At 59.8% G+C, this 25,487-nt stretch carries 29 protein-coding genes and 1 tRNA gene; 21 read left to right on the plus strand and 9 right to left on the minus strand.

Features of this window, described 5'->3' with window-relative positions; genetic code table 11:
- The first annotated feature begins 17 nt into the window (after nucleotides 1-17).
- The 11 genes from sufB to G5A46_RS13430 all read left to right on the plus strand — a co-directional run bounded on the left by sufB (nucleotide 18) and on the right by G5A46_RS13430 (nucleotide 9,141).
- On the plus strand, nucleotides 18-1,556 hold the full coding sequence (gene sufB / locus G5A46_RS13380) for a Fe-S cluster assembly protein SufB (protein WP_163850084.1): 1,539 nt from the start codon (nucleotides 18-20) through the stop codon (nucleotides 1,554-1,556).
- Nucleotides 1,556-2,341, plus strand: coding sequence for an FkbM family methyltransferase (locus G5A46_RS13385; RefSeq protein ID WP_163850086.1), 786 nt, complete (start codon nucleotides 1,556-1,558; stop codon nucleotides 2,339-2,341). Before sufB ends, G5A46_RS13385 begins: the two co-directional genes overlap by 1 nt.
- Entirely contained in the window at nucleotides 2,338-2,655 is a 318-nt protein-coding gene (locus G5A46_RS13390; RefSeq protein WP_163850088.1) for a heavy metal-binding domain-containing protein, read from the plus strand. The genes G5A46_RS13385 and G5A46_RS13390 overlap by 4 nt, the downstream gene beginning before the upstream one ends.
- Nucleotides 2,652-3,257 (plus strand): hypothetical protein, encoded by a 606-nt coding sequence (locus G5A46_RS13395; protein WP_163850090.1) that lies wholly within the window; start codon nucleotides 2,652-2,654, stop codon nucleotides 3,255-3,257. Before G5A46_RS13390 ends, G5A46_RS13395 begins: the two co-directional genes overlap by 4 nt.
- Nucleotides 3,258-3,306: 49 nt before the next feature.
- Complete coding sequence (sufC, locus tag G5A46_RS13400; RefSeq protein WP_163850092.1) at nucleotides 3,307-4,062, plus strand: Fe-S cluster assembly ATPase SufC; 756 nt, start codon at nucleotides 3,307-3,309, stop codon at nucleotides 4,060-4,062.
- Between the two features lie 2 nt (nucleotides 4,063-4,064).
- Nucleotides 4,065-5,357 carry a SufB/SufD family protein gene (locus G5A46_RS13405; RefSeq protein WP_163850094.1) on the plus strand — a complete coding sequence of 431 codons (1,293 nt, stop codon included), beginning with the start codon at nucleotides 4,065-4,067 and terminating at the stop codon, nucleotides 5,355-5,357.
- A 6-nt stretch (nucleotides 5,358-5,363) separates the two neighbouring features.
- Nucleotides 5,364-5,864, plus strand: a complete 501-nt coding sequence (locus G5A46_RS13410; protein ID WP_163850096.1) for a YIP1 family protein — start codon at nucleotides 5,364-5,366, stop codon at nucleotides 5,862-5,864.
- The gene (locus tag G5A46_RS13415; RefSeq protein ID WP_163850098.1) at nucleotides 5,861-6,421 is read left to right on the plus strand and encodes a YIP1 family protein; all 561 of its coding nucleotides are present in this window, start codon (nucleotides 5,861-5,863) and stop codon (nucleotides 6,419-6,421) included. The genes G5A46_RS13410 and G5A46_RS13415 overlap by 4 nt, the downstream gene beginning before the upstream one ends.
- Nucleotides 6,421-7,641, plus strand: a complete 1,221-nt coding sequence (locus G5A46_RS13420) for a cysteine desulfurase (protein ID WP_163850100.1) — start codon at nucleotides 6,421-6,423, stop codon at nucleotides 7,639-7,641. The genes G5A46_RS13415 and G5A46_RS13420 overlap by 1 nt, the downstream gene beginning before the upstream one ends.
- Before the next feature lie 270 nt (nucleotides 7,642-7,911).
- Nucleotides 7,912-7,988, plus strand: a tRNA-Arg gene (locus G5A46_RS13425).
- 493 nt (nucleotides 7,989-8,481) lie between these two features.
- Nucleotides 8,482-9,141 (plus strand): MT-A70 family methyltransferase, encoded by a 660-nt coding sequence (locus tag G5A46_RS13430; protein WP_163850102.1) that lies wholly within the window; start codon nucleotides 8,482-8,484, stop codon nucleotides 9,139-9,141.
- Here the strand turns inward: G5A46_RS13430 and G5A46_RS13435 are convergent, their stop codons facing one another.
- Together G5A46_RS13435 and G5A46_RS13440 are read right to left on the minus strand one after the other, a co-directional pair.
- Nucleotides 9,142-9,876, minus strand: a complete 735-nt coding sequence (locus tag G5A46_RS13435; RefSeq protein WP_163850104.1) for a BglII/BstYI family type II restriction endonuclease — start codon at nucleotides 9,874-9,876, stop codon at nucleotides 9,142-9,144.
- A 549-nt stretch (nucleotides 9,877-10,425) separates the two neighbouring features.
- On the minus strand, nucleotides 10,426-10,752 hold the full coding sequence (locus G5A46_RS13440; protein ID WP_163850106.1) for a TrbC/VirB2 family protein: 327 nt from the start codon (nucleotides 10,750-10,752) through the stop codon (nucleotides 10,426-10,428).
- Nucleotides 10,753-10,852: 100 nt separating this feature from the next.
- Between G5A46_RS13440 and G5A46_RS13445 the strand changes: the two genes are divergently transcribed.
- Nucleotides 10,853-11,569 carry a hypothetical protein gene (locus G5A46_RS13445; RefSeq protein ID WP_163850108.1) on the plus strand — a complete coding sequence of 239 codons (717 nt, stop codon included), beginning with the start codon at nucleotides 10,853-10,855 and terminating at the stop codon, nucleotides 11,567-11,569.
- Between the two features lie 51 nt (nucleotides 11,570-11,620).
- On the opposite strand, the gene G5A46_RS13450 is transcribed toward G5A46_RS13445, so the two are convergent.
- The 5 genes from G5A46_RS13450 to G5A46_RS13470 form a co-directional block, all read right to left on the minus strand.
- On the minus strand, nucleotides 11,621-12,673 hold the full coding sequence (locus G5A46_RS13450; RefSeq protein WP_163850110.1) for a MobA/MobL family protein: 1,053 nt from the start codon (nucleotides 12,671-12,673) through the stop codon (nucleotides 11,621-11,623).
- 225 nt (nucleotides 12,674-12,898) lie between these two features.
- Complete coding sequence (locus G5A46_RS13455) at nucleotides 12,899-13,207, minus strand: hypothetical protein (protein ID WP_163850112.1); 309 nt, start codon at nucleotides 13,205-13,207, stop codon at nucleotides 12,899-12,901.
- A complete protein-coding gene (locus tag G5A46_RS13460; protein ID WP_163850114.1) occupies nucleotides 13,204-13,635 on the minus strand; it encodes a hypothetical protein in 432 nt (143 codons plus the stop codon). The genes G5A46_RS13455 and G5A46_RS13460 overlap by 4 nt, the downstream gene beginning before the upstream one ends.
- Nucleotides 13,635-13,817, minus strand: a complete 183-nt coding sequence (locus tag G5A46_RS13465) for a hypothetical protein (RefSeq protein ID WP_163850116.1) — start codon at nucleotides 13,815-13,817, stop codon at nucleotides 13,635-13,637. Before G5A46_RS13465 ends, G5A46_RS13460 begins: the two co-directional genes overlap by 1 nt.
- Nucleotides 13,818-13,894: 77 nt before the next feature.
- Nucleotides 13,895-14,512, minus strand: coding sequence for a helix-turn-helix domain-containing protein (locus G5A46_RS13470; protein ID WP_163850118.1), 618 nt, complete (start codon nucleotides 14,510-14,512; stop codon nucleotides 13,895-13,897).
- A 319-nt stretch (nucleotides 14,513-14,831) separates the two neighbouring features.
- Here G5A46_RS13470 and G5A46_RS19935 point away from each other — a divergent pair, with 319 nt between their 5' ends.
- Together G5A46_RS19935 and G5A46_RS13480 are read left to right on the plus strand one after the other, a co-directional pair.
- Nucleotides 14,832-15,137 (plus strand): excisionase family DNA-binding protein, encoded by a 306-nt coding sequence (locus G5A46_RS19935; protein ID WP_163850120.1) that lies wholly within the window; start codon nucleotides 14,832-14,834, stop codon nucleotides 15,135-15,137.
- Nucleotides 15,138-15,166: 29 nt separating this feature from the next.
- Complete coding sequence (locus G5A46_RS13480) at nucleotides 15,167-16,051, plus strand: tyrosine-type recombinase/integrase (RefSeq protein ID WP_163850122.1); 885 nt, start codon at nucleotides 15,167-15,169, stop codon at nucleotides 16,049-16,051.
- Between the two features lie 27 nt (nucleotides 16,052-16,078).
- Here G5A46_RS13480 and G5A46_RS13485 read toward each other — a convergent pair whose 3' ends face one another.
- Complete coding sequence (locus G5A46_RS13485) at nucleotides 16,079-17,278, minus strand: DGQHR domain-containing protein (RefSeq protein WP_163850124.1); 1,200 nt, start codon at nucleotides 17,276-17,278, stop codon at nucleotides 16,079-16,081.
- Nucleotides 17,268-17,768, minus strand: a complete 501-nt coding sequence (locus G5A46_RS13490; protein WP_163850125.1) for a hypothetical protein — start codon at nucleotides 17,766-17,768, stop codon at nucleotides 17,268-17,270. Before G5A46_RS13490 ends, G5A46_RS13485 begins: the two co-directional genes overlap by 11 nt.
- 489 nt (nucleotides 17,769-18,257) lie before the next feature.
- Here G5A46_RS13490 and G5A46_RS13495 point away from each other — a divergent pair, with 489 nt between their 5' ends.
- The 7 genes from G5A46_RS13495 to G5A46_RS13525 all read left to right on the plus strand — a co-directional run bounded on the left by G5A46_RS13495 (nucleotide 18,258) and on the right by G5A46_RS13525 (nucleotide 25,241).
- Nucleotides 18,258-18,812, plus strand: coding sequence for a hypothetical protein (locus tag G5A46_RS13495; RefSeq protein WP_163850127.1), 555 nt, complete (start codon nucleotides 18,258-18,260; stop codon nucleotides 18,810-18,812).
- A gap of 139 nt (nucleotides 18,813-18,951) precedes the next feature.
- Nucleotides 18,952-19,953 (plus strand): cytochrome c oxidase subunit II, encoded by a 1,002-nt coding sequence (locus G5A46_RS13500; RefSeq protein WP_239520907.1) that lies wholly within the window; start codon nucleotides 18,952-18,954, stop codon nucleotides 19,951-19,953.
- Nucleotides 19,950-22,529, plus strand: a complete 2,580-nt coding sequence (gene ctaD / locus G5A46_RS13505; protein ID WP_163850131.1) for a cytochrome c oxidase subunit I — start codon at nucleotides 19,950-19,952, stop codon at nucleotides 22,527-22,529. Before G5A46_RS13500 ends, ctaD begins: the two co-directional genes overlap by 4 nt.
- A complete protein-coding gene (locus tag G5A46_RS13510) occupies nucleotides 22,526-22,930 on the plus strand; it encodes a hypothetical protein (RefSeq protein WP_163850133.1) in 405 nt (134 codons plus the stop codon). The genes ctaD and G5A46_RS13510 overlap by 4 nt, the downstream gene beginning before the upstream one ends.
- Complete coding sequence (locus G5A46_RS13515) at nucleotides 22,927-23,499, plus strand: cytochrome c oxidase assembly protein (RefSeq protein WP_204318758.1); 573 nt, start codon at nucleotides 22,927-22,929, stop codon at nucleotides 23,497-23,499. The genes G5A46_RS13510 and G5A46_RS13515 overlap by 4 nt, the downstream gene beginning before the upstream one ends.
- On the plus strand, nucleotides 23,496-24,608 hold the full coding sequence (locus G5A46_RS13520; RefSeq protein WP_163850135.1) for a c-type cytochrome: 1,113 nt from the start codon (nucleotides 23,496-23,498) through the stop codon (nucleotides 24,606-24,608). Before G5A46_RS13515 ends, G5A46_RS13520 begins: the two co-directional genes overlap by 4 nt.
- A gap of 117 nt (nucleotides 24,609-24,725) precedes the next feature.
- Nucleotides 24,726-25,241, plus strand: a complete 516-nt coding sequence (locus tag G5A46_RS13525) for a superoxide dismutase family protein (RefSeq protein WP_163850137.1) — start codon at nucleotides 24,726-24,728, stop codon at nucleotides 25,239-25,241.
- Nucleotides 25,242-25,487: the final 246 nt, after the last annotated feature.

Here is a 25,487-nt window from a genome sequence, read left to right on the forward strand (position 1 = left end):
GACCGAAAGGATTGGTCATGAGCAAGATGGATACGCCCGAAGTCAAGGAAGGCGTCGATCAGGAAACGGTGGATGCCGTTGCCGCCGTCGGCACTTACAAGCACGGCTGGAACACCGAAATCGAGATGGAATATGCCCCGCTGGGCCTGTCCGAAGATATCGTCCGCCTGATCTCGGAAAAGAACGATGAACCGGACTGGATGACCGATTGGCGCCTGGCCGCCTATCGCCGCTGGCTGGAGAAGAAAGAGCCGGATTGGGCGATGGTCGATTACCCCCGGATCGACTTCCAGAACCAATATTACTATGCCCGCCCCAAGAGCATGGAGTCCAAGCCCAAGTCGCTTGAAGAAGTGGACCCCAAGCTGTTGGAAACCTACGAGAAACTGGGCATCCCCCTGCGGGAGCAGATGATCCTGGCAGGTGTCGAGGGCGCAGAGGCCGCCCCGGCGGAGGCCCGCGACGGCGCGCCGGAACGCAAGGTCGCCGTGGACGCGGTGTTCGATTCCGTGTCCGTCGGCACCACCTTCCAGGCGGAGCTGAAGAAGGCCGGTGTGATCTTCTGCTCCATCTCCGAGGCGATCCGCGAACACCCCGAACTGGTGCGGAAATATCTGGGCTCCGTTGTGCCGGTGTCGGACAATTTCTACGCCACGCTGAATTCGGCCGTGTTCTCCGACGGGTCGTTCGTCTACGTGCCGCCCGGAGTGCGCTGCCCGATGGAGCTGTCCACCTATTTCCGCATCAACGCGGAGAACACCGGCCAGTTCGAACGCACGCTGATCATCGCGGACAAGGGGTCTTATGTCTCCTACCTGGAAGGTTGCACCGCGCCGCAGCGCGACGTGGCCCAACTGCACGCCGCCGTGGTGGAAATCATCATCGAGGAAGACGCGGAGGTGAAATATTCCACCGTTCAGAACTGGTTCCCCGGTGACGAAGAGGGCAAGGGCGGCATCTACAACTTCGTGACCAAACGCGCCGATTGCCGGGGCGACCGGGCCAAGGTGATGTGGACGCAGGTCGAAACCGGGTCCGCCGTGACGTGGAAATACCCCTCCTGCATCCTGCGCGGCAACGAAAGCCAGGGCGAATTCTACTCCATCGCCATCACCAACAACATGCAGCAGGCCGATACCGGTACCAAGATGGTGCACCTGGGCCGCGACACGCGTTCGCGCATCGTGTCCAAGGGGATCAGCGCGGGCAAGGCGCAGAACACCTATCGCGGGCTGGTGTCGATGCATCCCAAGGCGAAGAATTCGCGCAATTACACCCAGTGTGACAGCCTGCTGATCGGATCCGATTGCGGGGCGCATACCGTGCCCTATATCGAGGTGAAGAATAATTCCAGCCGGGTGGAGCACGAGGCGACGACCTCCAAGGTGGATGACGAGCAGTTGTTCTACTGCCGTCAGCGCGGCATGGACGAGGAAGAAGCGGTGGCCCTGGTGGTCAACGGCTTCTGCAAGGAGGTGCTGCAAGCCCTGCCGATGGAATTTGCCATGGAAGCCCAACAGCTTGTCGCGATCTCGCTGGAAGGTTCCGTCGGCTGATGATCGACCGCGTCGCCCGTTTGTCGAAACGCCTGGCCCTGGGCCGGCCGGATGTCAGCGATCCGCTGCAACTGGTCCATGCCCGGCCGCTGGATCGGCCCGTGATCTTCTGCACCCGCATGGAAAACGATCCGATCCAGCGCAACCACCGCAAGGGGCGTTTTTACGAACAGGACGAATTGCGGCGGCTGATCGGACTGATGCCGGCGGGCGGGTGTTTCGTGGATATCGGGGCGAATGTGGGCAATCACAGTCTCTTCGCCGCGCTGCACCTGGGCGCCGGTCGGGTGATCCCGTTCGAGCCGAATGTGCTGGCCTACGACCTGCTGATCCAGAACGTGCTGGTCAACCGGCTGGCCGATGTGGTGACGCTGGACCATCTCGGCTTCGGCCTGTCCGATCGTCCCTCCGATGGCTTCGGCATGGCGGAGAAGGCGCGCAACCTCGGCTCTGCCCGGATGCTGGAAGGCGCGGGCGATCTCGAAATGCGGACCGGCGACGCCATGCTGGCGGATGTCTTGCCGCACTTCATCAAGATCGACGTGGAAGGCATGGAAATCGCTGTGCTTTCCGGTCTTGAGGATACGATACGCCGCGCCCGTCCTGTGATGCAGATTGAGGTGGATACCGATAACGACGCCGCCTTTGCCGGATGGCTCGCGGCGCAGGAATACACCGTCCTGCACGAGGACAGCCGCTACAAGGCGAACCGAAACTTTCTTGTCTGCCCGTCCGACCGGGCAGCGGAACTGACCCGGACCCTGGCGCAGGAGGACAGCGCATGATCATCACGACCACCAGCACGATCGAAGGTCACCCGGTCCGCGATTATCGCGGCCTGGTGGTGGGCGAGGCCATCATGGGCGCCAATGTCGTCCGCGATTTCTTTGCCGGGATCACCGATATCATCGGCGGTCGCTCCGGCGCTTACGAGGCCAAGTTGCAGGATGCCCGCGACGTCGCCATGCGCGAGATCGAGGCCCGCGCCCGGGCGCTTGGCGCCAATGCGGTGGTGGGGGTGGACCTGGATTACGAGGTTGTCGGCGACTCGATGCTGATGGTGTCGATCTCCGGCACCGCCGTGGTGATCGACCAGTGACACCGGCCGCCGCATCCTCTTCGGCCACGCGCCCGGCCTTTACCTTCCCCGAACGGGAAGGCGCGGCATTGCGCACGGCCTATCAGGAGGCGGAGGTCATCCTGGAATATGGTGCTGGCGGCTCTACCGTTCTGGCGGCGGAATTGCCGGGCAAACAGGTCTTTTCGGTCGAAAGCGACGCCGATTTCCTGCACGGGATCGCCGCCTGGTTCGACGACAATCCACCGCGCGCCCAGGTGGTGCTGCACCACGCCGATATCGGCCCGACCAGGGAATGGGGCCACCCCAAGTCCGAAGCCGGGTGGCGACGCTTTGCCAGCTATCCGCTGGGGATCTGGGATCGCGACGATTTCACCCACCCCGATGTGGTGCTGGTCGATGGCCGGTTCCGGGCCGGCTGCGCGCTGGCCACCGCGTTTCGGATCACCCGTCCCGTCACGTTGCTGATCGACGATTATCGGCACCGTGACCAATATCACGAGGTCGAAGATTTCCTGGGCGCACCGATCCTCATCGGGCGTCTGGCGGTTTTCGACGTCACCCCCATGCCCATCCCCGCGGACCGTCTCGGGGATGTCATTCGAATGATGACGCGCGCCTAGGCGTTGCGTGAAAGCGCGCTTGATGCGTTGCGTGAAGAAGGAATTAAATATGCTGAATATCAGTGACTTGCACGTCAAACTTGAAGAAGAAGACAAGCAGATCCTCAAAGGTGTGAACCTTGAGGTCCAGGCGGGGAAGGTCCATGCGATCATGGGGCCCAACGGTTCGGGGAAATCGACGCTGTCCTACGTGCTGTCGGGCCGCGACGGCTACGAGGTGACCGGCGGCGCCGCCACGCTGGATGGCGATGACCTGCTGGACATGGAGCCCGAGGAACGCGCCGCCGCCGGTCTGTTCCTGGCATTCCAATACCCGGTGGAGATCCCGGGCGTCGGCAACATGACCTTCATGCGGACGGCGCTGAACGCGCAGCGCAAGGCCCGCGGTCAGGAGGAGATGAGCGCCGCCGATTTCCTCAAGCTGATCCGGGAGAAGGCCAAGGAGCTGAAGATCGACGCGGACATGCTGAAACGTCCTGTCAACGTCGGCTTCTCCGGTGGTGAGAAGAAACGGAACGAGATCCTTCAGATGGCCCTGCTTGAGCCACGGATGTGCATCCTGGACGAGACGGATTCCGGGCTGGATGTCGATGCGATGAAACTGGTGTCCGACGGGGTGAACGCTCTGCGGGACGCCGGGCGCGGGTTTCTGGTGATCACCCATTACCAGCGCCTGCTGGACCACATCAAACCCGACGTGGTGCATATCATGGCCGATGGCCGCATCGTGAAGACCGGCGGGCCGGAACTGGCCCTGGAAGTCGAGAAGAACGGCTATGCCGATATCCTGGCGGAGGAGGCGTGAACATGACGCTGCCCAAGGTCAAACAGGACGCCACCGACGCGCGGCTGGCCGCGCTTGGCCCCGTGCCGGCGGGGGGCTGGTCCGCCGCCGCGCGAGCCGAGGCGCTGGCGCGGGTGCAGGCCGCGGGCCTGCCCGGCGCGCGCGATGAATATTGGAAATACACCAGGCCGCAAAGCCTGGTGCAGCCCGACGCCCCCGAGGCCGCGCCGGTCGAAGCGGAGGCGGGCGATGTCCCTACTTTCGACGGGGTCGACGCCCTGACCCTCGTCTTCGTGGACGGGGTGTTCGACGCTCAGGCCTCTGACCCGCTGGAACTGGAGGGTGTCAGCATCGAGCGGCTGGCGCAGAGCGATGCCGACATCCATTGGGCGCAAGCCCATTACGGCACGCTGGAGGCGCGCGGGCAAGACCCAGTCAGCCGGCCGCTGGCCGCGCTGAACACCGCCTATGCCACCGATGGCCTGCTGATCCGCGTCACCGGTACCGCGCCGCGCCCGATCTCGGTTGTCTATCGCCACGAGGCGACGACCTCCGACGCGATGCTGCACCACGTGGTGAAGCTGGAACAGGACGCGGAACTGACATTGCTGGAAAGCGGCCCGGCCGCCGCCCGGCTGAACCATGTTCTTGAGGTCGAGGTCGCGGATGATGCGACTTTCCACCACGTGCGCGCGCAGGGCCGGGACCATGCCCGCCGGGCCGCCACGCATATCTTCACCCGGCTGGGTCGGGAAAGCACCTTCAAGTCGTTCACCATGACGATGAACGGCGCGCTGACCCGCAATGATTGCGTGATCGAGATGACGGGTGACGATGCTGTGGCCCATGTCGCCGGCACCTGTCTGGGCGATGGCGATTTTCACCATGACGACACCGTGTTCATTACCCATGACGCCCTGAATTGCGAAAGCCGGCAGGTGTTCAAGAAGGTTCTGCGCAACGGCGCCGTTGGGGTATTCCAGGGCAAGATTCTGGTCAAGGAAGGCGCGCAGAAGACCGACGGCTACCAGATCAGCCAATCGCTGCTGCTGGATGGCGACAGCGAGTTCTACGCCAAGCCGGAGTTGGAAATCTATGCCGATGACGTGGCCTGTTCGCATGGCTCCACCTCGGGGGCGATCGACGAGGAAGGCCTGTTCTACCTGCGCGCGCGCGGCGTACCGCTGGCCGAGGCGCAGGACCTGATGACCCTGGCCTTCCTGGCCGAGGCGTTGCAGGAGATCGATGATGACGACCTGGCAGAACTGCTGAGCGCGCGGCTCTGGTCCTGGCTGGAACGGCGCCGCGCGGGCTGATCCGGGGTGTCGCTGCTTCGCAATATCGCCGCGACCTATCGCGGGCCGGGCCAGGTGGCGCGCCGCCTTCTGGATCCGGCCCCGCGTGAGGACCGGACGCTGGTGATGATGATGGGGAGCTGTGCCACCATCTTCGTCGCGCAATGGCCGCAATTGTCGCGCCAGGCTTTCGAGACCGGCCAGGAGCTGGATATGCTGATGACCAACACGCTGTTCGGTTTGCTGTTTCTGCTGCCGCTGGCGCTTTACGGGCTGGCGGCGCTGGCGCATCTTGTGGCCAAACCGCTGGGCGGGCAGGGCAGTTTCGCCGCCGCCCGCGCAGTTCTGTCCTGGGCGCTGGTGGCCGCGATGCCGGCCTATCTGCTGTGGGGGCTGACGGCGGGATTCGTCGGGCCTGGTGCGGCCAAGGATCTGACAGGGCTGGTTTTCCTGGCCCTGTTCCTGTGGTTCTGGAGCATGGGAATGCGGGTGGCCGAATTCGGCCGGCAATCGGAGGGCCAGGCGTGAACTGGGTCGAATTCGGCAAGCAGACGATACTGGATCCCCGTGCCGCCGGGGCGCAATTGGTGCGGATGCACCTGCCGCGTGACGCGGGCTGGAGCCTTCTGGCCCTGCTGGCAATCCTGAACGGCATTCTCTACTGGGCGTTGTTGCCGGCAGAATTCCTGACCGCGCCGCTGGACGGGCCCGTCGCCCTGACGCTGGTGGTGGGGGTGGCGCTGCTGCTGTCGTCGGCCACGCTGACGCTGGCCGGGCGGATGCTGGGCGGGCAGGGTGATTTCGACACCCTGCTGCGGGTCACCATCTGGCTACAGGTGCTGCGCCTGGTGGCACAGATCGGGGTCTCGCTGCTGAGCCTCGCCCTGCCGCCGCTGGCCGCGCTGGCCTCCTTTGCCGTGGGGGTCTGGGGGCTCTATATCGTCACCTGCCTGGTGACGGAGGCGCATGGCTTCTCCAGCCTGTTGCGCGGGCTGGCCGTGATCGGCCTGTCCTTCATCGCCGCCGTGATGTTTCTGGCGGTGCTGCTCACGCTTGTCGGGGTGACGCCCCAGGGAACGATCTGATGTACGATGTCGATGCCATTCGAAGCGATTTTCCGATCCTCTCGCGGGAGGTCAACGGCAAGCCGCTGGTCTATCTCGACAACGGGGCCTCTGCCCAGAAACCGCAGGCCGTGATCGACGCGGTGACGCTGGCCTATTCGCATGAATATTCCAATGTCCACCGCGGGTTGCACTACCTCTCCAACCTCGCGACCGAAAAATACGAAGCCGTGCGCGGTACCGTCGCCCGGTTCCTGAACGCCCCTTCGGAGGAGGAGATCGTGCTGACCTCCGGCACGACGGAGGGGATCAACCTGGTCGCCTATGGCTGGGCGATGGAACATATGCAGGCCGGTGACGAGATCGTCCTGTCGGTGGCCGAGCACCACGCCAATATCGTGCCCTGGCATTTCCTGCGCGAACGCATGGGGATCAAGCTGGTCTGGGTGGATGTGGAGGCCGATGGCGCCCTGGACCCGGAGAAGGTCATCGCCGCCATGGGGCCGCGCACCCGGCTGGTCGCCGTGACCCACATGTCCAACGTTCTGGGCAGCGTCACCGATGCACGCAGCATCTGCCACGCCGCACGCGCGCGCGGGATCGCCAGTCTGCTGGACGGCTCTCAGGCCGCGGTGCATGGCCCGGTGGACGTGGCCGATCTGGGCTGCGATTTCTACCCGATCACCGGGCACAAGCTGTATGGGCCCAGCGGCTCGGGTGCGATCTATATCCGCGCGGAGCGGCAGGCCGAGATGCGCCCGTTCATGGGCGGCGGCGACATGATCCGGGAGGTCACGAAGGACGCCGTGACCTATGCCGATCCGCCGATGAAGTTCGAAGCCGGTACCCCCGGTATCGTCCAGACCATCGGGTTGGGCGTGGCGCTGGACTACATGATGTCCGTGGGCATGGCCGATATCGCCGCGCATGAGGCCGATCTGGCCGCCTATGCCCAGGCGCGGCTGTCAGGATGCAACTGGCTGACCTTGCAGGGCAATGCCGCGGGGAAGGGGGCGATCTTCTCCTTTACCATGGCCGGGGCGGGGCATGCGCATGACATCTCCACCATCCTCGACAAGAAGGGCGTGGCGGTGCGCGCCGGCCATCATTGCGCGGGGCCGTTGATGGCCCATTACGGCATTACCGCAAGCTGCCGGGCCTCTTTTGGCATGTACAACACCCGGGCCGAGGTCGACGCGCTGATCGACGCGCTGGAACTGGCGCACGACCTGCTGGGATGACCCGTCAGGCCGCCACGCCGCCGTTCCCGGCGCGCGCGCGCCGGCCTGACGCAAGGGCCTCGTGAATTTCCCGCGATCGGTCGTTCGGAATGCATTGCAGCCCGGCACCGGATCGCCTATAGACCCTCGCACGCACCCGTAGCTCAGCTGGATAGAGCGCTGCCCTCCGAAGGCGGAAGTCGTTTCAGCAAAGCGCTTGAAGGAAAAGATAAAAAGAGGCACGATAGAAGAAGTCGCACAGTTTTCCGCACAGATACTGCGGGAATCAGGGCACCCATAGCTCAGCTGGATAGAGTGTCGCCCTCCGAAGGCGAAGGTCGTAGGTTCGAATCCTACTGGGTGCGCCATCTTCTTTCTGCCGGTATACCCTCGTTTGCTCGTTCAGTGGTGCGGGGCGTAGGGGGTGGTAGGAGTGAGCGAGAATGCGTCTTTCGCACAGATACTTCAAAAACTTCTCTGAGAAGTCGGAATTTGTGGATTGGCTTGGCCTATATGAAGGCCGTGCTTACCACAAAGGGTTCGCAGTTTCGTTCGATAATGAAGAAGCATTTTTCAAGTTCAGAGATGCGTTGAAGAAGGATCCTAAGCTCGCGGTCTTGGCTGACACCACTCCGCACCGCGACCAGTTAGGGTATAGCTTCTTAGCGTCGTGGGAACGGCGCTTGTTCCAAGTCTAAAATCTCGCTCAGCGCTTTCGTAACCGGTGAACATCGCGGCGTTCTGGGTTTTTGAGCCTTGTTTAGCCGATTTTTGACATATTTCGGCTATCGTGAATTGCCGGTTACCAGATATTGTTCTACAAGTGAAAGAAACCAAAACAAAGAAAACAAGGGGGGCTCTATGACTGCGTCTGACGACCTGCGCTCATTTCTGAAAGGCGACCGGTTCGCGACTGTTATGGCAGACCCGCCTTGGCGTTTCCAGAACCGCACCGGTAAGATTGCTCCCGAACACAAGCGGCTCGCACGGTACCCTACGATGACCTTGGAAGAAATCTGTGAGCTTCCTGTTTCCGAACACTTGGAAGACAGAGCGCATTGCTATCTCTGGGTTCCCAATGCCTTGTTGCCGGAAGGTCTTAAGGTTCTGGATGCCTGGGGCTTTCAATATAAATCTAATATCGTTTGGGAGAAGATCCGCAAAGATGGCGGCCCTGATGGCCGTGGCGTGGGCTTCTATTTCCGCAATGTTACGGAAATCCTCCTCTTTGGAACGCGGGGGAAAGATGTGCGCACACTTCAACCTGGCCGGAGTCAGGTCAATTTCATTGAAGCTGAAGAGCCGGACAGTGACCTATTGAAAACTCGTAAACGAGAGCACAGCCGTAAGCCCGATGAACAATACGACATTATCGAGTCGTGCTCTTGGGGGCCGTACTTGGAGTTGTTTGGTCGTGGCAAGCGTAAAGGCTGGACGGTTTGGGGAAATCAAGCCGAAGATGATTACAAGCCAACTTGGAAAACCTACGCATATAATTCTTCGGCTCCTGCCGCCGAGTAGTCATTCCTTAACAACGGACGCCGGTAGGCCGATTAGCAAAAGCGGGCACGGGTTGCCTACACCCCTATCTATTCGGTCCTTGAGCTTGCTCCAGTGCGTTGTTGCTTGACCAAATTTATCGTTCACAAATTGCTTGGCAAACGCCTCAGAGAAGGGCGTTTGTCTGTCGAGTAGCTTCTGAACAGCTTCTCTTTGACGCTTGGTTCTGTCCTTCATCCCGAAGGCTTCAACCATCTCGCTCTCATCTATGAAACCGTGCTTTTCAATACAACGCTGTACAATGCCAAGCATACCTTCTTGAAGACTCGCTCCTCGCGTAATCAAGACACCCACCGATATTGCTGATTGAGCGTGGAGCCTTTGAAAGTTTTCCAGGTCTCTGTCAAAGAATGGGTCTTTGTTGTTCCATTCGATTTCAAGGGCAATGTTTCCTGTTTCCGACCATCTGACATGGTCAATCTCGTGGCTGTTAGAGACGGTTTCTTTGCCATCGACTATCAGGCGAAAATCGAAATTATGTTTGGGCCATTCCACTTCGTAGAGCCGACGCCGTAGACGCTGCGTAGAAGGTGCCTCACCGCCCCCCGAGCCGATGAGCTCTTCGGCTGGGATCTCTACTTCCAGAAGCGCTTTTTCAAGTTCGCCCGATATTTCAGGGAAATCGACGGACAAAATCGCTCCGGCGTGGTTGCGGATAGCAATATCAAATCCTTTATCGGTTAAGCTTTCGAACACTCCTGCCCCCAACTTTGTCAGTACCAGGGAATGTTCAAGCGCAAGCTGTGTGCGTGGCGTCGATTCCCTCTTGGAAAGCAGTCTGCAACGGGCTGCGGGCAATGCAAAGGCGAAAGAGTTCGGAACAAGAGGCAGTCCAAAGCGACGCGAGCTAGTTATTTTCTCTTGGATGTACAGATGAAAAAGACCCTACCGATTTGCCTCGGTAGGGTCTTCTGTGCCGCCCAACTTTCACACAAGGTTAGACCAGAAAAAGATAGGTCGGGTTGGCCTGTTCTCAAAGCTATGAGCATACTTTTTTGTGAGTTTTGAAATACCCCAGGTATCTCATATCTTCATAAACAAGCCGCCCGCCTTCCGGCGCCAACGGCGGGTAATAATAAACCCCGTGCGTATCGAACCTAATACACAATTGACCGAACTCCGTCCGGTCCTCTGGATTGTGTTTTGGGATTGTTCCTTGGCACCCCGTCGGGTCCGGCGCTACGCGAACCCAGGAGCACAACGCAGAAGCGGGCGACGCAAGCGTCGCCCCTACTGCTGTGGCTATTAGGAACTTGCGCACGAGTCCAATCCCCCTTTGTCGCCGGTTATGAAACTTAGGAGAAGGTCAGCCATCGCAACAATGAAAAGGCCACCCCCCAAAGCAATCAGATGGGCGAACTTGAAACGACCCAAGAACGCAGAAACTGCGATAACCACAAGGCCGATGGCCCCAATTACGTAAGCAGCACCAAAAACAAACTCTTGGATTGCGTTAAGTTTGGAGCAAGATTTTTTAAAGATTTCATTCTCATCTGCGAATGCGGGACCAGCAACAAAAAGAACTATCCCTATCAGCAATATTTGAATGATGTGTATGTGTTTGAGTGTCATTGTAACCTCCTGCTTTTCTTTGACAGTAGTCAGATAGAGAATTTTGGGACGCGTCCCAAAGTTCTCTATCTCCTGGTCAGAACAAACAGGAGGATTTCAAATGTTCACGATTTCAAAACTTAAATCATCTACGCGGGCGGCTGCCTTTGTTGAGTATGTTGCTTTGCTCGGGCTGGTCGGCATTATCACGATAACAGCCGTTGTCGAGTTCGGTGGGGAAGCGGCTGCGGCATTTGATGGGGCGGAAGCAGTCCTCGCAACTCAAGCCGCAGGTACTGTCGGAACGGAGGCCGATACGATACCAATGGCAACTCAGGGCCTGGAGCCTATCGAGGCACTCGCTCTCACCCCATACGCGCCGGTTACTTCAAGCCGCGACCCAGGCCGTTTCTATGAGGAATTTGTTGTTGTCCGTGTCCTTGGCGGTGGTGGGCGCTATTGGCACACTTGGGCTTTCGCAGAGGGCTACAATCCTGGTGAAGTTGTCACTTCCGCCCCTTCTGGTTTCATCGCGGAGCCAATCTCTTCGGCGTCACTTCCCTCAGCACTTTGCGCTGAGGCGTCAATGAACCTGGGGACTGTTATGGACCCGAATGAAACATTCTTCCCGGGCGTTTCGCCTTCCCTGACTGATGAGGACCAAATCCAGGTGGAAGAGTTTGTTGTCCTGGACAGAACGTCCGATGAAACAGGCCTTAACACGACAGATGGATACAATACCGTTGATGCGGTTGCTTCCGCTTCATACACGCCGTGGAATGGCCCTGGGGAGAGCGTCCAAGCAATTTACGCCTTTACTTGTTCTCGACCGCTCTGACTCCTGTGGGGTGCGAGAGAAGCAACCCTCGGCCTTTCAGGTCGGGGGTTTTTATCTGCCGCCGTTACTGGCGGCATTTCGCGTAGTGTCCTCTATGTGTTGCGAAGGAAGACGAGAAGCGGCCAGCCCTGAAGTCTGACCGTCTTTGTTGAAGCGAGGAATTCGGGGGAAGGTCCGCATCTGGCTTCCGAATTTGTCGGTGTTTGCGGGCGTCTTGTTTGCTTCTTCTTTTACTTCCGAACGATTGAGGAAGCCAAGTTTTGACCGCCAAGAGTCTAAAAACTTGGGGAGCCTCCAACGCTTCGGAATGGCGCGAATTTGCTTCGCCTTGCTGCCGCCCTGGTCGCGGATGTTCTGGGCGATTATTTCGCTGTTTGACTCGATCCGCTCGTTAGCGGCCACGCTGAACTCATGCCCACGTTCAAGCTTATCTTGAACTTCGACGCCCTCGTGAAGCTGAGGCGCTCTATCAATTCCTTGGTCTTTTAGGCTGCGGTGCTCTGCCTTTTTCCGTCCGTGCTTCTCGGCGACTTGGTTTACAACTCCCGCCATCCGCTCACGCCAGTCTTGGCGGCTCCCGCCTTCGTTCAATCTGAGTTGGTCACGTTGTCGAACTCGCTTGGCTTCTGGGTTTCTGGCTATCGCTGCCTCCCTGGTTTCAAGGCCATCAACTGCCCACCAATGAAGGTGTTTGTTCCCCTTCTTGTCGTGATGGATAGACGCAACCACAAGGGCTTGGCTATCGCCTGCCATGTCCGCCACTAAGGTTTCGGCAATCTCTCGTTGCTCTTCCGTCGATGCGTCATTCGGAAGTGAGATATGGCCGGTGTCGCAAAGTCGAATACCGTTTTTCTCGGTGTGTTTCTTGGCGCGAGCGGCGAGGGCGGCATAGGCCTTGCTTTTGACTGCTTGTTTGTCGCCCGTGAGAGATTGGCCTTCAGTGTGGCATATTACATCTTCATCGCCACAGGCGGCGTCTCGCGTCTGGTAGCGAAAGCGAGCCTTGGCGGTGGCTATGGCTTCAGTCAAGGAAAGGACTTTGCGAGCTTTTGGACTGGTGCTGATATGTTTGATGTTGATGCTCGCCGCGTATGAAGCCGCCATATGTGATTTCTCCAATGCGGCCCTGAGCCGCGTTCCCCGCTGGAAGCGTCTCGATGAAATCGCTCCGCAGCGCGGCCCCCGGAGGGCGCACGCTTAAGACCCGCAGGGGCTTAAGCTTCCAAGTGCGCCCTCAATCGGCGGGGCCTGGTAGGCAAATAGGAAAAAATCACACACATCAAAAAACCCGCCACAAGGGCGGGTCAGTTTGTTTCAGTTTGTCAAAACCTAACGGGTTAGGTCGTCGCCAACTCTTAGCATTTTCTGGGCGGCTGTGACGCCCTTTTGTAGAGCGGCATCGGTCTTTCTGCCGCGCTCCTTCTTCTTCTTTTCCTTCTCATTTTTCTTCTTATTATTGTTGGCTTCTTCTTCGCGCTTTTTGAATTCAGCGTCTCTTGCTTCCATCCGCTCGTGCCAGCTTTGGCGCTTCGCCGTCAGTCCCGGTTGAGTCTGCTGGACCGTGTCTTTTTTTTTGCCAGACACGAACAACCTTCTGAATGTGTTGAGCGCCTCCGACGGTGCTTCTGTAGCCTTCATATTTTCCATCCCTTAGCTGTAGCCGGGTTCTTTCTTTGCCCCGTCGATATATTGAAAATCTGTTGCTTTAAATTTCTTGCCGCAGCCTCTGCGACCCAATCTGGCACTGCGTCCAACCGCCCAAAGCGTTCGCGGTACTCACTATTTCCGCTCAACCAATCCAAACGATGAAACAACTCGTCCCGCGCTGCTATCAGCTTAGCCCTCATCCTCTTCTCGTAGTTCGTTTGGGCTTGAAACACGTTTGCCTCTATCGGTGTCTCAGGGCCACCCTCAAGCAGGAATTCTAAATATTTCAAAGCACAAGTGCGGACCCAGTCGGGGCAGTCAGCCAAATCTCCAAGTTCTGGCGCGTCTGTTGTCTGGGCAAGAAAACAAACGCCACGCTTTAACTCGTCGTCATTCCACATTTTCAAGTCCCGCAGCATCACAAACCCTCTATCGGTAGTATCTGTTGATTGGGATTTGACTTCGACCTTGGGGCAGGAAGAGAAGCGGCAAAAGCCTTTACTTCGTTGGCGTGCTCGGCGGCTACACGCACCCGTATTTCACGCCACCCCGCGGCCTTCCAGCGGCGGCGTTGTTCTCTCTTCTTTTCGGCGTTGTCCATTTGCGTCTCCTTCGTGTTTACGAAGGAGATGGGGAAAGAAGACGCGTACCCCAAAAAAAGTTTGTGTTGTCATTGGCTCAGGTCTGCTCGGTCGGGTCTTTTTCATGCTCATCGTCTGCGACCTGAAGCATCTTTTCAACGTCTTCATAAAGTTCGAAATCTTCCTCTTTGACGGTGCCTTCTTCCTTTCCTACGAGGGTCGCCAGCCGCTTTTTGACAAACGGGTTCTCAGACTTGGAGACAAGTGTTTTTGTGTTGAATGCCGCGTGGCTTTTGGCTTCGCTGAAGCTCTTCCAAACTTCTCCTGGGTTCAAACAATACACATTGGCTGTGCCCAGTTTAAGAATGACGATTGCGCCTTCTTTTTCGAGCGTCTTTGTGTGTCTGGAAATGGTCTTTTCTGAGTATTTCAAGGCTTCGGCAAGTGTCCTACGGCTCGCGCATACTGCTCCATCTGGACCAATGTTTTCAGCCAGAAAAACATACACACGCGCAGCGGATGGGCTGATGTTCAAAAGGCTTTGAATGCGATACCAACCGGCAGGATAAACCTGAGTAAAGTCTTTGTTGAGCCTGCGTTTCTTTTGCTCTTTCTCTTTGTCCTTTTCAGTTTTCTGCTGCTTCAAAAACTCGTTGGCAATGTCTTGCCCTACGACTTTTTCAATTTTCTTAATCTGGTCTAAATTGAGTATCATTTTCTTCCTCTTGATTGTCTAACCGGGAGTTAGGTAAGAGACATAGGTTTCCCAAATAAATGACAGATTTGTCCGATTGCGGGACAGTTAGGGACACCAGCTCTGTCCCGATAATGGGACATCGTAGGTGTCCCTATAGAATTCGCTAAGATATTGTAATTTAACATTAATAAATGATTGTATATCTCATCTATAGGCCGAGGTGAGCTCTGGGGAGATGGTGATTGGTTTCCTGTTCGAAATGCGGTTTGAGAAAGGGCTTCTTTCTGTTTTTTGTCCCTGCCTCTTGAAAACCCACCAGATCCGCTAAATAGTCTCCATGAAAGCCAAGCTCGCATACAGTCCCCAAGAAGTCGCAGAACTTCTTAACGTTCCATACGGAACGGTGTGCGCTGAAATTCGCTCGGGCCAGTTGGTTGCCAGACGCGTAGGCAAGTCTTACCGTATTCACCATCAAGCCCTTGATAAATATTTGTTATGCCCAGACCAAGAAAGCCAGCGAGACTCTACTGTCGTCCCGATACGGGCGAGTGGGTCATCCGTGACGGTGGCAAAGATACAAGAACAGGACATCGCGGCACAGGCGGCCGTGAAGCTGCTGAAAATGCGCTCGCACGCTATCTAGCACAACGCATTGACGTGCCAAGTACTCCGATGGCTCCGGATGATGTAAGTGTGTCGGTTGTTCTTGCGCGGTATATTGAAGACTTAAGAGCGGATATGGCCGCGCCTGAACGGCAAGCCTACGCTGTGAAGCAATTGGTGTTGTTTTGGTCGGGTAAAAGCTGCGGCCAGGTCAGCGAAAAGACCTGCCAAGCATATGTTAGAACACGGCAAACGGCCAGCACGGCTCGCCGTGAACTTTCGGTGTTACGCGCGGCGCTAAATAAAGCTCATCGGGACCGTCTGCTTGTGGGGGCTCCCGCCGTTTGGTTGCCACCAACAGGCAAGCCCAGGACTGAATGGCTGACGCGCGACGAGTTCGCCCGGCTTCTTTGGGCGTTGTGGCGAAATAAGCGAAGCCGGCACGCTGCTCGCCTCGCGCTTTGTCAGTTTTATACAGGGAGCCGTCCGAGGACTGTTGCTAAGTCAACTTGGGAGCGGCGCACCGACGGACCTTGGGTAGACCTGGCACGGGGCATTTGGTGGCGTGCAGGGGAGGACGAAGCGCAAACGGTCAAAGCACGGCGACCCCACGCCATACCAGGCCGGTTGTTGGCTCATCTCGAGCGTTGGAAACGGCTTCACGATGGGCGCTTCATCGTTGAGCACCCAAGACATCCGGGCAAGCCCGTTTTAGACATTGGCAAGGCTCTTGAAGGTGCAGCAAAGCGGGCAGGTGTAAAACGTATAACCCCCCATACTCTAAAGCACACAGCGATTACCCTTGCGATCCAGAGCGGAATGTCAGCCGAAGACGCTGCCGACTATTTCAGCACCAGCATTGAAACCATACAATCAAACTATTGGCATCACAGCCCCGAACACCAAAAGAGGGCTGTTACTCGAATGCTATCCCTCGGCAAGAAAGTCGGTTGAACGAAGACTTCGATAGAAATTCAAAATCTAGAAGAGCGTTTGCTGTTTTGACTGCTTGTCAGACAAACCAGACTCGTCCAGCAAGCGATTGTAGAGTGTGGAGACACCTGAACTACCTGGCAAAAAGTGCTCTCGCGTCAACTCTTCATCGGGAATGCTGATACCTCTAAAGACTTCGTCACAAGCGTCACGGGTGAGTATTTCGCCTTTGTCACACTTGGACAAATAGACAGGGCGCAAAAATTTCATCAGGGCCCCGTACCCAGTGGTTCGGTTAAGAACCGTACCTGCTGGCGCATCATCCCAGAGCTTTGGCCATCTCGCCTTAACAGCGTTAAAGTAGTTGGTAAGACAAAGGAAAACTGCCGCATCGTTGTCATCGTCATAGAACGGCTGGAATATATGGCGCGTCCAAGCGTTTACTGGCCTCTTAGACGAGAAAATGCCTTTGTAGCGCTTATTGCGGTCACCTTCGGGATCTGGAGTGATGTAATCAAGAAGCGGTTTGACAACAGTTGCCTGCGCAAGTGTTTGAATATGCCCCTTACCAGCTTCCGCCTTTCCCAGTCGTTTTATCTTATCGTGGAACGGCCCTTCTTCGTCGTGGTTCATTGCCAAAATGATTTCGTGCGCAAACTTCATGGGGCCGCGTTCTTCGTAAAACGAAGCAAGGTCCACAACCAGGCTGGGATTCACCTTAGTTTGAGCTTGGTTGACACGAGCGAAAATCTCAGCCTTGTCGGCCTCTGACGCGCCTATAAAAATGGAAACATTAACGTCGAACAACTTGCCATCTTTCAGCCCTTCCAGGCCGGCGACCCTGTGTTGGCCGTCGATAATGAAAGCGATACGGTCAAGCGGCGTGTAGTCCTCGTCGCCTTCGTTGCCAAAGGGCTTCAAGGTCATTTTCTGTATCGCTGACCCTTCATCGGCATTTTCGCAGTACGGCTCAAAATCGACACACTCTGGGGGTACTGAGATAATTACAGATGTTGGAAAAGTTGCGTACTCAAGGTTCACATATCGTTTAATTTCGTTAATGCGACCTTCGTTGCGCTCACGCTGAATGCCTGCGATTTTCTTTTGAGTTCCTTCAAGGAAGGCGCGGATTTCAACATAGGAAATAGCGCGTAGCTGCCTCGACTCGATGCTCCCAACGTAAAATTCTCCGATAGGCTGGGAAACCTTTGAAACTACGATTTTGACGGGCTCTAGTTCATTTTCCAATTTGTGCCGCCTTCCTTGGCATATCGGTAATCCGATTGTTTTCCGCTGCGCCCGCCTCTTCGCTGCTGGGGATTGTTGGTTTCAGTGCCAGTATCAAAAACCAGACCAAGTGAAGCCCGAAGTAGAACTGCCAAAGCAAGGATACGTTTGTAGAGGTTAAAACCTCTTTCTCAAAACCAGGATTTATCCCGATTATGAACGCGGTTGCCACAAGCGGAATGATGAAACACAGGTAAAGGACGATAGAGACAATCTCATTTAGTTTCCCGTGCTTCCGCAGTGCTAGAAACATCACACCAGATATGGAAAGCACAGATAGGCCGATTTGGCCTTCGTTGAAGTACCTGCTAAACGAAGTAGTTACTTTGCCTTCTTCGATTTGTCTGGAGAGAATGAAAGCGATTACAAAAACTATCCCAAGCGTCCCAATGAGTGAGGCGAGAACTTCTGTAAGAGCTTCTTTCCAATTTTTTTGTAACGAATCCAACATTGAAAGCCTTAAAGTTTCTTCGGCCTAGAGTTGAGCGACAGAGGCTTTGGTGTCAAGCGGGAGCGTTGATCTGGCCTTCTTAAGGTTCGACGAAAGAGCGGTTGTAAATCGCCTGTTTGTTTGGGTTGGTTGGTTTGTAAACTCGAGCGAGTGTCGTGAAGCAACTGGGCGCACAGAAATGCCCAGAAACGCACGAAAACAACGGCAAATATCCGAGTGATGGCTGTAGGTTTGTTAATAAAAACAATAGCATAAAGTATAGAGCGCTGCCCTCCGAAGGCAGAGGCCAAAGGTTCGAATCCTTTCGGGTGCGCCACTTCCCGTTGAAACCGTAGAAATCTGACCGTGGCCGGTGAATGGTGCGGCGTGGCCTTGTGAGCTGGCCAACGGGGCAATTGAGTGATCATAGGCCTTGCCCATTCGGCCCTTTCGATCCTATTATTTGCGCAAGGTCGCTGTTGCGGGTTTGGTGGATGTATTGGCGCGGCTATGGATGCGGATAATTCCTACAGGCTGAGCGGAGAGGATATCATCCTGTCCGTCGGGCCGCATTGGGACGCTTTCGCGACGAAGAACAACGCGCCGGGCGCACGGTCCGAACTGGTGTTGGGGCAACGTCTCTGGGCCTTCGTGACGGAGTACCAGACGCAGCTTTTCCTTAGTGACATCTTCTTCGCCTGTCGCATGGACATGCAGCCGTTCCAGATGCTGTACCGATGCGACGCACCAACGGTCAAACGCCTGTTCCGTCTGACCATCACGCCCGAGCTGGACGGCGCACTGCGGCTGGATCACAGGGTGGTCCTGACCCGGCAGAAATTCCTCAGCGGGGCCGTTGCGGCCTTCGCAGATCATTATGACCACAGCCGCTGCTCCATCTGCTGCGCCTTCCTGATCGGGGAAAACTGGGTGGATACTTTTGCCCGACCGGATGAACGGTATTTCGCCAGAAGCTACGCGATCTGTCCCGATTGCCGATCGTCCGCGCGCAATTCGCGCCAACAAGGTGACACCGTCAGCCCGTTTTCCCCGCGTCCTGACTGAGCGATCGGGCGCGCCCCGGTGCCGGCATAGTGCCCGGCCGACAGGGGCCGTGACGCAGCGCAGAAAATATCCGCACGGTCAGGGAACGCCCGACCTCCGGCGGCGTTACCATCACATGGTGGTGAGGTCGCGCGTCAGTTTGTCTGGATCGGGGGCCGGGCTTGGTGCCCGGCGGGTCGGGGCATTTCTGCTGCCGCTGGTGTTGGCGGGCTGCGCGGGGCGTCAATCCGCACTGAACGCCGCGGGCGAGGACGCCGCTGCCATCGCGCAGCTGTGGTGGGTGTTGCTGATCGGCGCCGTCGTGTTGTGGCTGGCGATGAACGGAGCCTTCTTCTACCTGTCGCGGATCGCCAAGGGCCGGTTTCCCGAAGCCTGGACCCGACCGCTGCTGATCGGCGGCGGCATCGTCTTTCCCACCGCTCTGCTGGCCGGATTGCTGGTCTGGGGGCTGGGCCTGCTGCCCGATCAGCGCCAGCCCGGCGACGGCTTGCGGGTCCGCGTCACAGGCGAACAATGGTGGTGGCGCGTCGAATACTGGCCCGAGGGGGCAGACCAGCCGATCGTCTCCGCCAACGAGATTCGCCTCCCCGCCGGCGAACGAACGGAGTTCCTGCTCGATAGTGATCGCGTCATCCATTCCTTCTGGATCCCTGCCCTGGGCGGCAAGATGGACATGTTTCCGGGGCGGGAGACATTCCTGTCGTTGCGCCCGGAAAAGCCCGGCACCTATCGTGGTCAATGTGCGGAATTCTGCGGTGCAAGCCATGCCTGGATGGCGTTCGAGGCCGTCGTGATGCCGCCCGAGGCCTTTGACGACTGGCTGCGCGCCGAGGCGCGACCGGCCGTGCCGGCCGAAAGCGCCGCCGCGCGGCGAGGCGCCGCGCTGTTCCGGTCGGAGGGCTGCGGCGCCTGCCACACCGTGCGCGGCACAGCCGCCGTGGGGCAGGTGGGACCGGACCTGACCCATGTCGGCAGCCGGCTGTCGCTGGGCGCCGGGCGGCTGGGTGCGACGCTGGACGATTACCGTATGTGGGTCGAACATACCGGCGCCCTGAAGCCTGAAGTCCGGATGCCCGCCTATTCCCATCTGTCCGACGCCCAACTTGATGATCTGGCGCGCTATCTGAAAGGGCTGAAATGACCGACAGCGATCCGCGTCCCGACCCGTTGCCGGTGGCCACCGGGCCCTATCCGCCGACCTGCGAGTCATTGGAAACACCGGTCTCCGAGGAGACGCAGCGCGCCCAGGCGGAGCGTCTGCGCCGGGCCTGGGCGACGCCACGCGGCTGGCGCTATCCCACGGCGGTGAACAATACGGAAGTCGGCAAATGGTATTCCACCACGGCGCTGATCTTCATGCTGATGGCCGGGGTCATGGCGCTGCTGATCCGGGCGCAGCTGGCGGTGCCGGAGAATGACCTGATCTCCGCCGACCGGTTCAACCAGCTGTTCACCATGCATGGCTCTGCCATGATGTTCCTGTTCGCCGTCCCCATGTTCGAGGCGATCTCCATCCTGATCCTGCCGGGGATGCTGGGTGCGCGGGACATGCCGTTTCCGCGCCTGTCGGCCTTTGGCTACTGGTGTTTCCTGATCGGCGGCATCTTTGTCATCGGTTCGTTGGCCTTTGACAGCGCGCCGCGGGCGGGATGGTTCATGTATCCGCCGTTGGCCACGCAGGATCCCGGACCGGGCAGCGATATCTGGCTGCTCGGCCTCAGCTTCATCGAGATCGCCTCCATCGCGGCGGCGGTGGAGCTGATCGTGGGGACGCTGAAATGCCGCCCGCCGGGGATGCGGGTGAACCTGATGCCGCTTTATGCCTGGTATGTGCTGGTGGTTGGCGGGATGATCCTGTTCGCCTTTCCGCCACTGATCGCGGGCGATTTCCTGTTCGAGCTGGAACGCTCCTTCGACTGGCCGTTCTTCGATCCGACGCGCGGTGGCGATCCGATGTTGTGGCAGCACCTGTTCTGGATCTTCGGCCATCCCGAGGTCTACATCATCTTCCTGCCTTCCGTCGCCATCGCCGCCATGGTGATCCCCACCGTCGCGCGGCGGCCGATCGTGGGCTATTCCTGGATCGTTCTGTCAGCGGTGGGCACCGGGTTCCTGTCCTTCGGGCTGTGGGTGCATCACATGTTCACCACCGGGCTGCCGTCGATATCGCTGGGCTTCTTCTCTGCCGCGTCGGAGGCGGTGGTGATCCCGACGGGCATCCAATTGTTTGCATTCCTTGCCACGCTGATGGCCGGGCGGGTGCGCCTGAACCTGCCGATGCTGTGGATCGCGGGGGCGCTGGCGATCTTCATCATGGGGGGGCTGACCGGCGTGATGCTGGCGCTGGCGCCATTCGATTTCCAGGCGCATGACACCTATTTCGTGGTCGCGCACCTGCATTACACGCTGTTCGGTGGCATGGTCTTTCCGGTTATGGCGGGGGTCTATTACTTCTTCCCGTTCATCCGCAAACGGATGCTGTCCGAGGTCCTGGGCCGCTGGGCCTTCTGGCTGATCTTCATCGGGTTCAACCTGACATTCCTGCCGATGCACCTGACCGGGCTGCGCGGGATGCCGCGCCGCGTCTATACCTATCCCGACGACCTGGGGTGGAGCACGCTGAACCTGGTGTCCTCGGCCGGGTCGGTGGTGATCGCGGCGGGTTTCGCCGTCTTTGTCTGGGATCTGTTCCGGCCCAAGGGTGGCCAGCCCCGTATCGCGCGCAACCCCTGGCAGGCGGGCACCCTGGAATGGACCCACGACGTGCCCGAACAGGCCTGGGGCGTGCGGTCGATCCCGCATGTCACCACGCGCTACCCGCTTTGGGATCAGCCGGAGATGGTCGCGCGCATGGATCAGGGCCGCTATTACCTGCCTGATGCGCAGGAGGGACGCCGCGAGACGCTGATCACCTCCGTCATCGATGCCGAACCGATCCAGGTGCAGCGCGTCACCGGTCCGACCTGGATCACGCATCTGGCGGCGGCCTTTACCGGAGGAGCCTTCATCCTGCCGACCTTCAGCCTCTATACCCCCGCGATCATCAGCGGCGCGCTGGCGGTCTGCACGATCATCTGGTGGCTCTGGACGGCGACAGCGCGCCCGCCCGCGCCGGAAGACACGCGCAAGGATGTGGGGCTGGGCCTCAACCTCCCCACCTATGCCTCTGGCCCGGCCTCGACGGGGTGGTGGGCGATGTGGATCACCATGCTGGGGGATGCGACGGCCTTTGCCTCTGTCATCTTCGGGGTGTTCTTCTATTGGACCGCGCGGCCCGATTTCCCGCCCGAGGGTGCGCTTCATGCCGATGCGGTTCTGGTGGCGCTGTCCTGTGGCGCGCTGCTGCTGTCCTGGGCCTTGACGCTGTTCGCCCGTCGGTCCAACCGGCGCGGAGCCGTGACCGGCGCCCGGATCTGTCTGGGCACCGGTGCGGTGCTCGGCAGCCTGGGCATCGCCGCGATGCTGGGTGCGGTCACGGCGTTGGAGCCGACCACCCATGTCTATCCCGCCATCCTGTGCGCGCTGGCGGTCTGGATCATCGTCCATGCCGGGCTGGGCACGATCATGCAGCTCTATTGCCTGGCCGGATCCATCTTCGGCAAACTGACGCCGCGCTATGACGCGGATCTGTGGAACATCTCTCTGTTCTGGCATTTCCACGCGCTGTCGGTGGCTGTCGCCGGGGCGGTCATGATCCTGGTGCCGGGGGTCGCATGACCGAAGAGCACCAGCCCCGCCCGGACGAAGAGGAAGCCGAATTCGCCGAGGAATCCGCCAGCCTGTGGCGGATCACCCTTGCGCCGGTGGCCTGGGCCGCGCATTTCGTCATCTGCTACGGGCTGGTCGCCATGTCCTGCGCCAAGGGCTGGCCAATCACCGAGGTGCGCCAGGGCCTGGGCCTGTTCAGCGCCGCCGTGCTGCTGCTGATCGCCTGGATCGGCTGGCGCGCGCTGCGGCAATGGGACGTCCGGCGCACCGGCGATTTCGTCAACCGGCGCGGCCGGGCCGAGGACCGGCATCATTTTCTGGGACATGCCGCGTTTCTGCTGGCGGTGATCTCGTTCATCGGGGTGGTCTTCGTCTCCCTGCCGCTGATCCTGATCGAGGGCTGCCAATGAAGGCGCTGTTCCTCCTGCCCGGTCTGGCCCTGCTGGCGGCGATCTGGCTGGTCCCGCTGAACAGCCTGATGCCGCTGTTCGCCGCCCATATGCTGCGCCACATGACGCTGGTGGCGCTGGCCGCGCCGTTGATCGTGCTGGGCTGGCCCGCGCTGCTGCGCCATGTGCCGGTACCGCCCTTGCTGGCGGCGGCGGTGGAATTCGTCGTGGTCTGGGGCTGGCACCTGCCGCAGGCGCATGGGCTGGGCCGCACCGAGGCGTCGGGGTTCGCGGCGGAACAGGCGTCGTTCCTGGCGGTGGGGCTGCTGGTCTGGGCTGGCTGCCTGCGCCCCGACCGGCCGCTGGCCGGGGCGGGGGGCCTGTTGCTGACCTCGATGCACATGACGTTGCTGGGCGCGCTGATCGTGCTGGCGCCGCGCGATCTTTATGCCGCGATCTGCGGCACCGCGCCGGACCTGGCCGGGCAACAGGTGGGCGGGATGCTGATGCTGGCAATCGGCACGCCGGTCTACCTGGTGGCCGGGCTGATGCTGACCGGCCAGGCGCTGCAAGACAGGGGGATGGCATGAGGACGATCGCACTCACACTCGCCGTATTGGCCGGGTTGGGCGCCGCCGGAGGCGCGGCGGTGGTGGGCATGGGCCTTTACAACGTGTCCGCCCAGGCGGGGCATCTGCCAGGCGTGTCCTGGGTGCTGCACACCACGTTCCGCAATTCCGTCGCCTTGCGCGCCCCGGACAAAAGCGCGGTTCCACCGCTGGAGGATCCCGACCTGATCGCCCTGGGCGCACACCATTACGCCAGTGCCTGCGCGACCTGCCACGCCCGACCCGACGCGCCGCGCAGTGCCACGATGCGCGCCATGGTTCCGGCGCCGCCGCCGATCACGGAGGCAATCACCGATTGGCAGCCGCAGGAACTGCACTGGATCATCGAGAACGGGATCAAGATGTCCGGCATGCCCGCCTGGCCCGTGGCCGGACGCGGCGACGAAATCTGGTCCGTAGTGGCCTATCTGGAGGCGGTGAAATCCGGCACGGCCCCCGGCTTCCCCGCAGGAGAGGCATCCCAACCCGACCGATCCGCGCAGTTGCCGCACCCGCCCGCGGCGGGCTACTGCGCGAGCTGCCACCTCGAGGCGGGCGATCCGGTGCCCCGGCTGGACATCCAGAACGCGCCCTATCTTGAGGAACAGATGCGTGCCTATCTTTCAGGGCGGCGTCCTTCCGGCATCATGGCCCAGGCGATGAGCGTGATCCCGGCCAGAGAGATCCCGGAACTGGCGCGCCACCTGTCCCGCAGGGCTGTCGATCCCGCCCTGCGCGGCCCTGCGCCCGGCGATCCGCTGGCGGATTCCGAACTGGCGGCGCGCGGCGCGACACTGGCTGCCTCCGGCACCCGCGATGTGCCTGCCTGCGACGCCTGCCACGGTGCCGATGCCGCGCGGCCGCAAAGCGGCGCGGCCCGAGGCGGCGACCGTGGACCGGTGCTGGCCGGGCAGGGCAGGCAATACCTGGCGGCGCAATTGCGGCTCTGGGCGTCGGGGGCGCTGGACCACGATCCGCTGATGTCCGCCGCCGCCCGCGATCTGGCCCCTGCCCAGATCGAGGCCCTTGCCGCCCATTACGCCGCCCGCCCGGCGCCGCAAACGACCCCGGAACCGGCGGAAACCGACTAGGCGCCGGGACGCGATGGAACAGGGGGGCGGACCCTTCGTTGGTTTGTCAGACCCGGTCGCCGCGCGGGTGGCCGGACCGCTACCAAAGCACCCAGACCGCTGAAGAGGGAGATCCGCATGACCCGCCTATTCGCCACCGCAACCGCCGCCACGCTGCTTGCGCTTGGGGCCTCGGGCGCCGTTCACGCCGCCGAAGTCGCAGCCCAGGTTCAGGACCGCGAGGGCACATCCCTTGGCGGAGTGACCGTCGCCGATACCGAAAGCGGCACGGCCCTGGTGACGCTGACCCTGACCAATCTGCCGGATGGGCTGCACGGCATCCACCTGCACGAGACCGGCGATTGTTCGGCGGACGATTTCACATCCGCCGGCGGCCATATCGCAGGTGATGCCGATCACGGGGTCTTGTCGGCCAACGGCCCGCATCCGGGCGACATGCCCAACCTGACCGTGAAATCCGATGGTATCGGCGAGGCGCAGGTCTTCCTGCCCGATTTTTCCGTTGAAGCCCATCTTCTCGACGAGGACGGCGCCGCCTTCGTCATGCATTCCGGCAGCGACGATTACCAAAGCCAACCGGCCGGTGACGCGGGCGATCGGATTGCCTGCGGGGAGTTCACCACCCGTAACTGAGCGTACCGCCTGGCGGGCTCGATCAGCCGGTAAACGACTGACCGACCGTTTGTGCGCGGCCCTGGCGAACCTCAGGCCAGCGTGTGCACCCCCCGGCCATCAATTGAATCCCGAAGGGGGGCGCCAAATCCGGCGCCCCCCCCTTTGTGGTTCTTTTCAAAGCAGTCTTGCCGGACGGAAACGGGCCCTTTGAAACGCCGGCCAGCAAGGTTGGCGGCCCGCAGGTCGGCCCCGTCCCAGGAATGA

The organism is Pseudooceanicola aestuarii, assembly GCF_010614805.1.
In the GTDB taxonomy this organism is placed as follows: Bacteria; Pseudomonadota; Alphaproteobacteria; order Rhodobacterales; family Rhodobacteraceae; genus Pseudooceanicola; species Pseudooceanicola aestuarii.

Excerpts from the sequence above, each read along its gene's own strand:
- sufB (WP_163850084.1), top strand. The coding sequence starts at position 18 with ATGAGCAAGATGGATACGCCCGAAGTCAAGGAAGGCGTCGATCAGGAA.
- G5A46_RS13385 (WP_163850086.1), top strand. The coding sequence starts at position 1,556 with ATGATCGACCGCGTCGCCCGTTTGTCGAAACGCCTGGCCCTGGGCCGG.
- G5A46_RS13390 (WP_163850088.1), top strand. The coding sequence starts at position 2,338 with ATGATCATCACGACCACCAGCACGATCGAAGGTCACCCGGTCCGCGAT.
- sufC (WP_163850092.1), top strand. The coding sequence starts at position 3,307 with ATGCTGAATATCAGTGACTTGCACGTCAAACTTGAAGAAGAAGACAAG.
- G5A46_RS13405 (WP_163850094.1), top strand. The coding sequence starts at position 4,065 with ATGACGCTGCCCAAGGTCAAACAGGACGCCACCGACGCGCGGCTGGCC.
- G5A46_RS13420 (WP_163850100.1), top strand. The coding sequence starts at position 6,421 with ATGTACGATGTCGATGCCATTCGAAGCGATTTTCCGATCCTCTCGCGG.
- G5A46_RS13430 (WP_163850102.1), top strand. The coding sequence starts at position 8,482 with ATGACTGCGTCTGACGACCTGCGCTCATTTCTGAAAGGCGACCGGTTC.
- G5A46_RS13440 (WP_163850106.1), bottom strand. The coding sequence starts at position 10,752 with ATGACACTCAAACACATACACATCATTCAAATATTGCTGATAGGGATA.
- G5A46_RS13445 (WP_163850108.1), top strand. The coding sequence starts at position 10,853 with ATGTTCACGATTTCAAAACTTAAATCATCTACGCGGGCGGCTGCCTTT.
- G5A46_RS13450 (WP_163850110.1), bottom strand. The coding sequence starts at position 12,673 with ATGGCGGCTTCATACGCGGCGAGCATCAACATCAAACATATCAGCACC.
- G5A46_RS13455 (WP_163850112.1), bottom strand. The coding sequence starts at position 13,207 with ATGAAGGCTACAGAAGCACCGTCGGAGGCGCTCAACACATTCAGAAGG.
- G5A46_RS13460 (WP_163850114.1), bottom strand. The coding sequence starts at position 13,635 with ATGCTGCGGGACTTGAAAATGTGGAATGACGACGAGTTAAAGCGTGGC.
- G5A46_RS13465 (WP_163850116.1), bottom strand. The coding sequence starts at position 13,817 with ATGGACAACGCCGAAAAGAAGAGAGAACAACGCCGCCGCTGGAAGGCC.
- G5A46_RS13470 (WP_163850118.1), bottom strand. The coding sequence starts at position 14,512 with ATGATACTCAATTTAGACCAGATTAAGAAAATTGAAAAAGTCGTAGGG.
- G5A46_RS19935 (WP_163850120.1), top strand. The coding sequence starts at position 14,832 with ATGAAAGCCAAGCTCGCATACAGTCCCCAAGAAGTCGCAGAACTTCTT.
- G5A46_RS13480 (WP_163850122.1), top strand. The coding sequence starts at position 15,167 with ATGGCTCCGGATGATGTAAGTGTGTCGGTTGTTCTTGCGCGGTATATT.
- G5A46_RS13490 (WP_163850125.1), bottom strand. The coding sequence starts at position 17,768 with ATGTTGGATTCGTTACAAAAAAATTGGAAAGAAGCTCTTACAGAAGTT.
- G5A46_RS13495 (WP_163850127.1), top strand. The coding sequence starts at position 18,258 with ATGGATGCGGATAATTCCTACAGGCTGAGCGGAGAGGATATCATCCTG.
- ctaD (WP_163850131.1), top strand. The coding sequence starts at position 19,950 with ATGACCGACAGCGATCCGCGTCCCGACCCGTTGCCGGTGGCCACCGGG.
- G5A46_RS13510 (WP_163850133.1), top strand. The coding sequence starts at position 22,526 with ATGACCGAAGAGCACCAGCCCCGCCCGGACGAAGAGGAAGCCGAATTC.
- G5A46_RS13515 (WP_204318758.1), top strand. The coding sequence starts at position 22,927 with ATGAAGGCGCTGTTCCTCCTGCCCGGTCTGGCCCTGCTGGCGGCGATC.
- G5A46_RS13520 (WP_163850135.1), top strand. The coding sequence starts at position 23,496 with ATGAGGACGATCGCACTCACACTCGCCGTATTGGCCGGGTTGGGCGCC.
- G5A46_RS13525 (WP_163850137.1), top strand. The coding sequence starts at position 24,726 with ATGACCCGCCTATTCGCCACCGCAACCGCCGCCACGCTGCTTGCGCTT.